Origin of the sequence: Massilimicrobiota sp. An134, from assembly GCF_002160815.1 — a bacterium.
Taxonomy (GTDB): Bacteria; Bacillota_I; Bacilli_A; order Erysipelotrichales; family Coprobacillaceae; genus Allocoprobacillus; species Allocoprobacillus merdigallinarum.
In genome coordinates, this window is sequence record NZ_NFLH01000054.1 from 1 (window position 1) to 9,285 (window position 9,285).

Annotated in this window: 11 protein-coding genes; 8 read left to right on the forward strand and 3 right to left on the reverse strand. The window is 29.7% G+C overall.

What is annotated here, in order from left to right:
- Window positions 1-204 precede the first annotated feature (204 nt).
- On the reverse strand, window positions 205-873 hold the full coding sequence (locus B5E79_RS12780) for a MurR/RpiR family transcriptional regulator (protein WP_087243605.1): 669 nt from the start codon (window positions 871-873) through the stop codon (window positions 205-207).
- 53 nt (window positions 874-926) lie between these two features.
- On the opposite strand from B5E79_RS12780, the gene B5E79_RS12785 reads away from it, so the two are divergent.
- Both B5E79_RS12785 and B5E79_RS12790 read left to right on the forward strand, forming a co-directional pair.
- Window positions 927-1,538, forward strand: a complete 612-nt coding sequence (locus B5E79_RS12785) for an AAA family ATPase (protein WP_087298298.1) — start codon at window positions 927-929, stop codon at window positions 1,536-1,538.
- A gap of 15 nt (window positions 1,539-1,553) precedes the next feature.
- Complete coding sequence (locus tag B5E79_RS12790) at window positions 1,554-2,840, forward strand: PTS sugar transporter subunit IIC (protein WP_087298299.1); 1,287 nt, start codon at window positions 1,554-1,556, stop codon at window positions 2,838-2,840.
- Window positions 2,841-2,901: 61 nt separating this feature from the next.
- Here B5E79_RS12790 and B5E79_RS12795 read toward each other — a convergent pair whose 3' ends face one another.
- Window positions 2,902-3,423 carry a TetR/AcrR family transcriptional regulator gene (locus tag B5E79_RS12795; protein ID WP_087243608.1) on the reverse strand — a complete coding sequence of 174 codons (522 nt, stop codon included), beginning with the start codon at window positions 3,421-3,423 and terminating at the stop codon, window positions 2,902-2,904.
- A gap of 119 nt (window positions 3,424-3,542) precedes the next feature.
- On the opposite strand from B5E79_RS12795, the gene B5E79_RS12800 reads away from it, so the two are divergent.
- From B5E79_RS12800 to B5E79_RS12815, 4 genes are all read left to right on the forward strand, one after another.
- Window positions 3,543-4,412 carry an SDR family oxidoreductase gene (locus tag B5E79_RS12800; RefSeq protein WP_087298300.1) on the forward strand — a complete coding sequence of 290 codons (870 nt, stop codon included), beginning with the start codon at window positions 3,543-3,545 and terminating at the stop codon, window positions 4,410-4,412.
- A gap of 78 nt (window positions 4,413-4,490) precedes the next feature.
- The gene (locus B5E79_RS12805; protein WP_087298301.1) at window positions 4,491-5,231 is read left to right on the forward strand and encodes a MurR/RpiR family transcriptional regulator; all 741 of its coding nucleotides are present in this window, start codon (window positions 4,491-4,493) and stop codon (window positions 5,229-5,231) included.
- A 69-nt stretch (window positions 5,232-5,300) separates the two neighbouring features.
- The gene (locus tag B5E79_RS12810; RefSeq protein ID WP_087298302.1) at window positions 5,301-5,975 is read left to right on the forward strand and encodes a DUF6198 family protein; all 675 of its coding nucleotides are present in this window, start codon (window positions 5,301-5,303) and stop codon (window positions 5,973-5,975) included.
- A 13-nt stretch (window positions 5,976-5,988) separates the two neighbouring features.
- Complete coding sequence (locus tag B5E79_RS12815; protein WP_087243612.1) at window positions 5,989-7,410, forward strand: 6-phospho-beta-glucosidase; 1,422 nt, start codon at window positions 5,989-5,991, stop codon at window positions 7,408-7,410.
- A 26-nt stretch (window positions 7,411-7,436) separates the two neighbouring features.
- On the opposite strand, the gene B5E79_RS12820 is transcribed toward B5E79_RS12815, so the two are convergent.
- Window positions 7,437-8,057, reverse strand: coding sequence for a hypothetical protein (locus B5E79_RS12820; RefSeq protein ID WP_087298303.1), 621 nt, complete (start codon window positions 8,055-8,057; stop codon window positions 7,437-7,439).
- Between the two features lie 140 nt (window positions 8,058-8,197).
- On the opposite strand from B5E79_RS12820, the gene B5E79_RS12825 reads away from it, so the two are divergent.
- Both B5E79_RS12825 and B5E79_RS12830 read left to right on the forward strand, forming a co-directional pair.
- A complete protein-coding gene (locus tag B5E79_RS12825; protein WP_087243614.1) occupies window positions 8,198-8,752 on the forward strand; it encodes an ECF transporter S component in 555 nt (184 codons plus the stop codon).
- Window positions 8,721-9,143 carry a DUF1893 domain-containing protein gene (locus B5E79_RS12830; protein WP_087243615.1) on the forward strand — a complete coding sequence of 141 codons (423 nt, stop codon included), beginning with the start codon at window positions 8,721-8,723 and terminating at the stop codon, window positions 9,141-9,143. The genes B5E79_RS12825 and B5E79_RS12830 overlap by 32 nt, the downstream gene beginning before the upstream one ends.
- Window positions 9,144-9,285 lie beyond the last annotated feature (142 nt).

Consider the following 9,285-nt stretch of genomic DNA (forward strand, 5'->3'; position numbering starts at 1 on the left):
TGGAGCCTCAAAGTTTGCGTACTTGGAAAGAAGTCATCCACGACAATGGATATAATACCATATATTCTTTCATTTGAAAACTAAAAGCTGTTGACTTTTTTACTTTGTCAACAGCCTGAAACATGTTATAAATTCTATAACATGTTTTTTTCTTGGATAAATTAATATAATTTTATTGGTGTTATTTGTATAATATTGTCGGCTTTAAAATAATAATGTTTCAAAAGCAATAATAGCTTCGCCAAAGAAGGTATTAGGACGATTTAAATCATGTGAAAATGAGTCATATTGTTCAATAACGATTGGTAATGTAGAAAGCTGAATAATAGGGGATTGAGGATTACCAATAAAGCTAATAATAGGAACATGATTATGATAAGCCGTTTCAATCATTTCGTTTAAGCGTGGTGTTTTTCCTGAATAAGATACAACAATAAAAATGGTATTATCAAAAAAGTGCTGACTAAACATTTCCATATGGACAACACACATTGTAGAATAACCTAAAAGGGTTAAGCGTTGTTGCATATATTCAGCAATAGGAGCAGAAAAGCCTAAACCAAAAACAATAATGCGTTTAGAATGATCTTGGAGTAAAGATTGGAATTGTTGAAAAAAAGAACGATATTGTTCATGATAGTTGATAGTATGATTATCCTTGGTAGATGTCAGATGATAAATCATATCACTATAACCATCAAAACCAAACTTCTTACAAAGTTTATAAATAGTAGAAGTACTGGTATAGTTATCTTTTGCCATTTGACGTATACCAATTGACTTGAGTTCAATAAGATGTTCTTGGATATAACTCACAATTTGTTTCTCTAGATTATTTAATTCAAATTTTTCTGATAAATGCTCAATATTCATAAAAACACCTCCAAAACTATTATGTCATATTCAAAAGAAAGGAGCAAGAATTCATGGCTAAAAAAATGTATGACCCATGGTCAAAAATTACAACAAGAAATGGTTATGCTGGAGATGAAGTGATTTCTGCTTTACAGAAATCTATTCGTAGAGGTTTAGAAGAACAGGCGTGTATGTTTGCTTATGAACTCTATATTTCATCACCTCAATTAGAAGAAAAATTATGGAGAAGATTATTAACAATTTCAGTAGAAGATATTGGTATGGGAAATCCAATGGCATCTGTTGTTGTGAATAATTTATATCAGATGAGTAGAGAATTTGATTATGCTGATGGAGATAGACCTATCTATTTCATTCATGCCATTAGATATATGTGCCAATCTGAAAAAGATCGTTCAAGTGATTTATTGAAAAATATCTGTATCAAATCTTTTGCAATGGGGAAATTACCAGAAATTCCTGATTATGCATTAGATAAACATACACAACGTGGACAGGCAATGGGAAGAGATTCATTCCATTTCTTAAATGAAGCAAGTCGTGTTTATCCACAAAAAGAAGTTGATAATGACTATAAAGAAAGATATGCAAAGATTTTAGAAGAATATGATCCAGAAAATGTAGTAGATACAGCATTTACATTTAATGGATGGCAATTTTAAAAGGGAGAGTAAAAAATGATTAGTCGATTAGAACAATTATTATCACCGCTTGGAAATAAGTTAGGAAATCAAAGACATTTACAGGCTATTTCTAATGGGATGATGATGTCACTTGCATTGATTGTTGTAGGATCAATATTTTTAATTATCGCCAATCCACCAATTAATTTAGATATCGTGGATATGAATACAGGTAATATTTTCCTAAAAGCGATGATTGCCTGGAAACAATGGGCAGTAACAAATTATAATACCATTACTATTCCATATACAATGACTATGGGATTGATTGGTTTAGTGACAGCATTTGGAGTTGCTTATTCATTAGCTGAAACTTATCAAATGAAACCAGCAATCAATGGAATTATTTCTATGTGTGTATTCCTTATGATTTCTGCTCCTGTTACTGATGGACAATTATCAATGACTTATCTAGGAGCAGATGGTTTATTTGTCGCATTAATTATTGGTTTAATTTCAGTTGAAATTTGTCGTGTTGTTGGAAATAAAATTGTCTTTACATTTCCAGAAAGTGTACCAACAGCAGTCACAAACTTTGTGAATTCATTATTACCATTAGCAGCTAATATTATTATTATCTATGGTTTAAATCTTGTCTTAATGGGTGTTAGTGGTCAATCATTACCACAGTTTGTTATGAGTATTTTAACACCAGCTATTTCAGGTGTTGATAATGTTTGGGCTTATATGGGAATTTTTGCCTTTTCTAATATTTTATGGTTATTTGGAATCAATGGATCATCTATCATTTTCCCAATTGTGTTCACATTAGGAATTACAAACTCAGGATTAAATGCAGAATTGATTAATGCTGGACAAAGTGCAGAACATATCATGAACTTACAGATGTATAGATATGCAGTTCTTGGTGGTGGAGGAAACACTTTAGGTCTTGTCTTATTAATGTGTTTCTCTCATGTGAAGCATTTAAAAACAATTGGTCGTTTAAGCCTAGTCCCAGGTATTTGCGGAATCAATGAACCCGTTATTTTTGGTGCTCCAATTGTATTAAATCCAGTTTTAGCGATACCATTTGTTTTCATGCCATGTATTTCTATTGGTTTAGGATATCTTGTTCAAAGCATTGGTCTTGTAAGCATGGGATATATTGTTGATCCTTCATTTACACCATTCTTTGCACAAGGATTCTTATCAGCATTAGATTTAAGAAATGTTATCTTTATGTGTGTATTGATTGTTATAAGTATGGTTGTGTATTATCCATTCTTTAAAGTCTATGAAAAATCAATAGCTCAAAAAGAAGGTATTGAAGAAAAATAATAAGAAAAGAGATTTCATTCATGATGCTCATGTTTGAAATCTCTTTTTCTATCATAATAGTTTATGACTGTTTTTGTAATTGTTTAATCATTTGAAATAATTCTTGAGGTGTTTCTTTTTTATCTGATAATATCCAATAATAACAGATTTGAAAATAAGGGATTGTATGATAAATCATAAAGTATTCTTTATATTGATGAATGAAAGGATTATTTGATTGTTCTAAACTATTTAAGATACAATGAGTATTATATTTTGCGATATAGGGAAGTAAATTCCACTTTTGTAATGCCAGTAAAAGGGCAGTATTTTTATCAAAGAATTGTATAAAATCTAAGATAGCCTCATCACTTGTAAAATAGGAAATATCAATATATTTATTTTGAAATGCTTTTTGATGAGCTTGTCGATAGGCTTCTTTTAAAACATCTTCAACAGATTGGTAATTATTATAAAAAGCATTTCTTGAAACATGAGCTTTTGTGACTAAAGATGTAATTGTGATATCCTCAATAGATGTCTTTTGTAATAAATCAATAAGTGCCTCAGTAATCTGTTGTTTAGAATAATTTGCTTTGTTCATGACAATCACCCATTTCATTATATCAAATAACAACAAAAATGCGAAGAATGTCCTTTTTGACTTATACTTATTGATAAAATATAAAGAAAGATTTATAGTGCATTTAGGAGGATAGAAAAATGAAAGATTATTTTGGATATCAAGGACAAATCGCAGTTGTGACAGGTGCAGCTTCTGGGATGGGAAAAGCAACAACAGAAATGTTAGTGGACTTAGGAGCAAAAGTTTATGCATTAGATTGGCAGAAAGTAGAGGTAGATGGAATTGAAAAATATATACATGTTGATTTAAGTCAAAAAGAGTCTATAGATCAGGCATTTCAAAAGATTCCTGACCATATTCATGCTTTCTTTGGTATAGCAGGAGTTTCGGGAGCAAAAAATGATTTTATAACAACTTGTAAAATTGATTTATTATCTAATCAATATATTTGTGAAGAATATTTAATTCATAGAATGCAAAAAGGTGACGCTATTGCATTTATGACATCTACAGGTGGTAATGGATGGGAAAGAGAAGATAATAAAGATATTTATTTACCAGTTATTCAAGCATCTGGATGGGATGGAAAAGTTGCGGCTATAGAAAAAACAAGTATGAGTCAAATGCCTGGAACAATGGCATACCCATTTAGTAAATTAGCTATGAATTATTTAACAGTCTATTTACAATCTACATTTGCATCTCAAGGTATAAGAGTAAATGCTGTATTACCCGGTTCAACAGATACAGGTATGAAAGATGAATTTACACAAATGGCTGGTGGTGAAGAAGCTTTATTATCTCATTGTGGTTATGCAAAACGTCTGGCTACCAGTGAAGAAATGGCTATGCCTATCGTCTTTTTAAATAGTGTAATGGCTTCATATATTTCTGGTGAACATTTAATTGTTGATTTTAGTCAAACCAGTGAAGAAATTGCAGGAATTAAGCCAGTAGGACAAGTGATTTCTTTAAAAGGAATATTAGAATATATGAAAAATATGTAATCTTCATTTATAAATGTTATAATTGTAATGACAGTTATAGCATTTTATTTTTCGTTATATAAGTGAATGGTGATAATGATGATTATAGATAAGGTTAATGATATTATTAATGGACATACAAGTAAAAATTCATTATATGTTTTTTGTGTTTTTATTAAGGAAAATATTGCAAAGATTCCTAGAATGACTATTGAAGATATAGCAAAAGCATGTTATATATCAAAAGGACAAGTTTCAAAGTGTATTCGAAATCTAGATTATCAAAATTATGAGGAATTTATATATGAATGTTATTCGTATTTAGATTCCTTAGAAAGAAGGCAGCTTTTCATTGATAAAAAATTATCTTTAAAGGAAAACATAAGCATTTTTTCTGATAATTTTCTTAAAAATATACAGTACACTCAAAAATATTTAGATTATACTCAAATAGAAGAACTTATTAAAAATATAAAAACTTCCCGTAAAATTTACTTATATGCTCAAGGGGATGCACGATCACTTATTTATAATATTCAAAGGGAATTGAATATATATCATATCAATACAATTATTTGTGACGTAGATTTAAAAGAAGAATATTCTTTTACAAATCAAGATTTACTTATTGTTATAAGCATAAATGGAGATACTTTTCACTATGATAAAAGAATTATTCAAAGACTAAGAAAAACAAAAGTTAATAAATGGTTGATTACATGTCAGAATGATATCAATTTCTGTGAAAATCAAATTTTTATACACTGTTTGCATTTTTCTTATCATGTATATATGATGAGATATATTATTGATATTATTCTTCTTGGTTTACAAATGTGAGTTTCCTTTTTGGAAACTTTTTTTGATTGTGCTTATTTTTTTTATATGATGATTACAGGAGGATGTTATATGTATAAAATTTCAAGTGAATTACTCTATGTTTTCGCTATTTTGTTATTGGGGTTTGGTGTTAACTTAATGTCAATAGCTGATTGTGGCATGTCAATGATTGTTTGTCCAGCATATATTATTAGTCAAAAATATAATCATTTAACATATGGACAAGCAGAATATTTAGTTGCGGGATTTCTATTTGTTATTTTTTGTATCATACTACGAAAGTTTCGATTAGCTTATTTAAGTTCGTTTATAACAGGTTTTTTATATGCAACTACGGCTGATATTTTAAAATTCATATTACCAATATTTCAAGTAACTATATCTTCTTTGGTAATACGTATGATTTGTTTCTTTTTGGGTATGATGATATCTGCTTTAGCAGTAGCTATGTTTTATGAAACATATTTTTATCCACAAATTTATGATTTCTTTTGTAAAGTATTATCTAAGAAATATAAAATATCATTGAAGTTATTCAAAACATGTTTTGATTGTACATTTTTAATGATTTCACTATTCATGTCTTTGATATTATTTAATGATTTTGTAGGTATAGGGTTAGGAACAATCATTATGGCAATATGCAATGGAGCATTGATACAATTTTTTCGTACAAAAGTTTTAAGTCATTTTATTTATATACCAAGATTTAAAAAATTATCATATTATTTAAACAATGCATAAAGGAGGAAAAGTTATGGGATTTAAAGAAGGATTTTTATGGGGTGGTGCAACAGCTGCCAATCAAGTTGAAGGTGGTATTTTCGAAGGTGGACGTGGTTTAGCTAATGTCGATTTGATGCCGTATGGTCAAGATCGATATGCTATTGGAACAGGAGAAAAATGGATTAATCATATTGATAATCATTATTTTCCAAGTCATCAAGCTGTTGATTTTTATCATCATTATAAAGAAGATATTGCATTAATGGCAGAAATGGGATTTAAAGTTTTTAGAATATCCATTGCATGGACACGCATTTTTCCACATGGTGATGAAGAATCACCTAATGAAGAAGGATTAAAATTTTATGAAGATGTATTTAAAGAGTGTCATAAATATCATATTGAACCATTAGTGACAATAAATCATTTTGATTGTCCTATGTATTTGATCAACAAATATGGAGGATGGAGAGATAGAAGAATGATTGATTGTTATGTTAAATTAGCAAAGGTTCTATTGATAAGATATAAACATTTTGTAAAATATTGGCTAACTTTTAATGAAATCAATATGATACTTCATTTTCCGTTTGTTGCAGCAGGACTAAGATTTAAGGATGATGAAAATAAAATACAGGCTATGATTACCTGTGCGCATCATGAATTAGTTGCTAGTGCACTCGTCACAAAACTGGCTCATGAGATTAATCCACAAAATCAAATTGGATGCATGTTAGCAGCAGGGTCTTATTATCCAGCAACATGTAAACCTGAAGATTATTGGAAAGCTATATGTGATAATCGAGAAAGCTATATGTTTATTGATGTTCAATCAAGAGGCTATTATCCTCCATATGCTTTAAAATGGATAGAAAAGAATCAAGCTACCATTCCATTTATGAATGATGATAAGAATTTATTGATGGAAAATACTGTTGATTTTATAAGTTTTTCATATTATTCATCAAGAGTTTCTAGTTCGACTCCTGATAGTAGCTGTCAAACTGAAAGTAATATATTTGCATCTGTTATAAATCCATATTTGAAATCGAGTGAATGGGGATGGCAAATTGATCCTTTAGGTTTAAGAATTACTATGAATGAACTTTATGATCGTTATCAAAAACCATTATTTATTGTTGAAAATGGTTTGGGAGCTAAAGATATTGTAGAAGAAGATGGAACAATTCAAGATGATTATCGCATTCATTATTTAAGAGAACACATTAAAGCGATGAAAGATGCTGTTGACAAAGATGGTGTTGATTTAATGGGATACACAACATGGGGATGTATAGATTTGATTTCCAATGGGACTGGTGAAATGGAAAAAAGATATGGATTTATATATGTAGATAGAGATAACAGGGGAAAGGGAACGTTCAAAAGGTTAAAGAAAAAATCGTTTGAATGGTATAAAAAAGTCATTGCTACAAATGGGGAATTATTATAAAAAAACATGTCACTAGTACATGTTTTTTAATTATATAAAATACTTTGATAATATTCTTTTGTCTTTTGTTCAAAAGATTGATTCATATCCATTTGTTTTTCAATGATTTGTGATTCCATCTGTTGAATTTGATCTTCTTGAGGAGCATGGTCACTGGCAATGACGCTCACTGTAGATATTGTTGCTTGAGGAAATTGTTCTTGGAGATGACGAATCGTTTCATTGATTTGATTTTGAATTGTACTTTTAACATCATTGAGTAAATTATCAATAATCAGTAAAATCATATGTATAAAAGGATAATCCTTATCCACCACAACATAAGCACCTAATGCTTGTTGGTGATTCATAGAATTTAATGGGAATTGTTGTGTCATGTCCATTTTTTCAACAAAGTATAATGGGCTATAAAAAACGTGGTCTTCTTTTCGTGTTAAAAATGGTTGATCTTGATCTGGCTGAAGAAATAACATGTCTTTATATAATGAAAAAATAACATTATCATTATAGATAGGTGTTAATTGCTTAAAATCCTCTATTCCTTTGGATAGAGTTGTATACATATCATTGCTGTATTTCATTTTTTCAACATAATCATGTATATCTTCCTGAGAAATCATATCAAGATATTCATAAAGTCTTTTCATAACCTCACCTCAATCATGGAGTATAGCATAAAAGTCATGTATATGAAAGAAAAAAACAGATATAAATTTTAAAAAATAATGATTGACTCTAAACTTCACTTTAGGGTTATGATAGAATAGAATAACAAGGAGGTTTTATCGTGAAAACAAAGAAATTAACATTTGGTGCTATGTGTTTAGCCATATCTTTATTACTACCACAGGTTTTTCATATTATTGGTATGCAACAGGCTGGTTCTGTTTTTCTTCCAATGCATTTACCTGTTTTTATTGGTGGAATGTTACTTGGACCTATCTATGGCTTATTTTTAGGAATTTTTGCTCCATTGACAAGCTTTGTTGTGACTGGAATGCCTTCTGCGGATCGTGTTCTTTTTATGATGAGTGAACTTGCCACTTATGGAATGATGAGTGGACTTTTATTCCATCAGTTCCATTTCTCTAAACAAAAGTTTGGAGCATTATCAGCACTTATTATTTCAATGATTGCTGGTAGAGTTGTTTATGGTATTGTGATTTCTATAGCAACATACATTTTTGGCATTCCTCTTGGTGGTATTCCAGCTGTCATTGCAGCAACAACAACGGGTATTCCAGGTATTATTATTCAATTGATTTTTGTACCAACTATTGTCATGGCGATTGTTAAGGGAGGATATTTTGATGAAGTTGCAGCAACTGCAAAAAAAGCTTAATGAAGAAGGATTATCATTAATTGCTGATAGACAGGGAGAACTCTATACATCAAAGCTTCATGGCATAGGACCTATTATAAATCCTATGAAGGAAGATATATATTATTTTGAAGATGCAATCGTAGTTGATAAAGTCATTGGAAAAGCAACTGCAATGTTACTGATTTTATCAAAAGTGAAATACATTTATGCCTATGTCTTAAGTGAAAAAGCCAAAGAAATATTGGAATATTATCATATCAGTTATGATTGTGAAAAAGTTGTTCCTTATATTATCAATAGAACACATGATGGTATGTGTCCTATGGAAAAGACTGTTTATGATATGAATGATTTAGATGAAGCTTTTATAGCTTTAAAACATAAACAAAGTGAATTAATGAAACAATAATGTAAAAGCATCCCATTTGGATGCTTTTTTCATATTATAGGAATTTGGTTTCGTTTGGTTGATAAATGCTTAAAGCAAATATTAACAATGAGCAAAATAAAAAGTAATGCACCAGCATTACTCTATTTTTCTGCATGCAAAA

What these genes read in the sequence shown, in the direction of transcription:
- B5E79_RS12780 (WP_087243605.1), bottom strand. Translation starts at nt 873, where the DNA reads ATGAATATTGAGCATTTATCAGAAAAATTTGAATTAAATAATCTAGAG.
- B5E79_RS12785 (WP_087298298.1), top strand. Translation starts at nt 927, where the DNA reads ATGGCTAAAAAAATGTATGACCCATGGTCAAAAATTACAACAAGAAAT.
- B5E79_RS12790 (WP_087298299.1), top strand. Translation starts at nt 1,554, where the DNA reads ATGATTAGTCGATTAGAACAATTATTATCACCGCTTGGAAATAAGTTA.
- B5E79_RS12795 (WP_087243608.1), bottom strand. Translation starts at nt 3,423, where the DNA reads ATGAACAAAGCAAATTATTCTAAACAACAGATTACTGAGGCACTTATT.
- B5E79_RS12800 (WP_087298300.1), top strand. Translation starts at nt 3,543, where the DNA reads ATGAAAGATTATTTTGGATATCAAGGACAAATCGCAGTTGTGACAGGT.
- B5E79_RS12805 (WP_087298301.1), top strand. Translation starts at nt 4,491, where the DNA reads ATGATTATAGATAAGGTTAATGATATTATTAATGGACATACAAGTAAA.
- B5E79_RS12810 (WP_087298302.1), top strand. Translation starts at nt 5,301, where the DNA reads ATGTATAAAATTTCAAGTGAATTACTCTATGTTTTCGCTATTTTGTTA.
- B5E79_RS12815 (WP_087243612.1), top strand. Translation starts at nt 5,989, where the DNA reads ATGGGATTTAAAGAAGGATTTTTATGGGGTGGTGCAACAGCTGCCAAT.
- B5E79_RS12820 (WP_087298303.1), bottom strand. Translation starts at nt 8,057, where the DNA reads ATGAAAAGACTTTATGAATATCTTGATATGATTTCTCAGGAAGATATA.
- B5E79_RS12830 (WP_087243615.1), top strand. Translation starts at nt 8,721, where the DNA reads ATGAAGTTGCAGCAACTGCAAAAAAAGCTTAATGAAGAAGGATTATCA.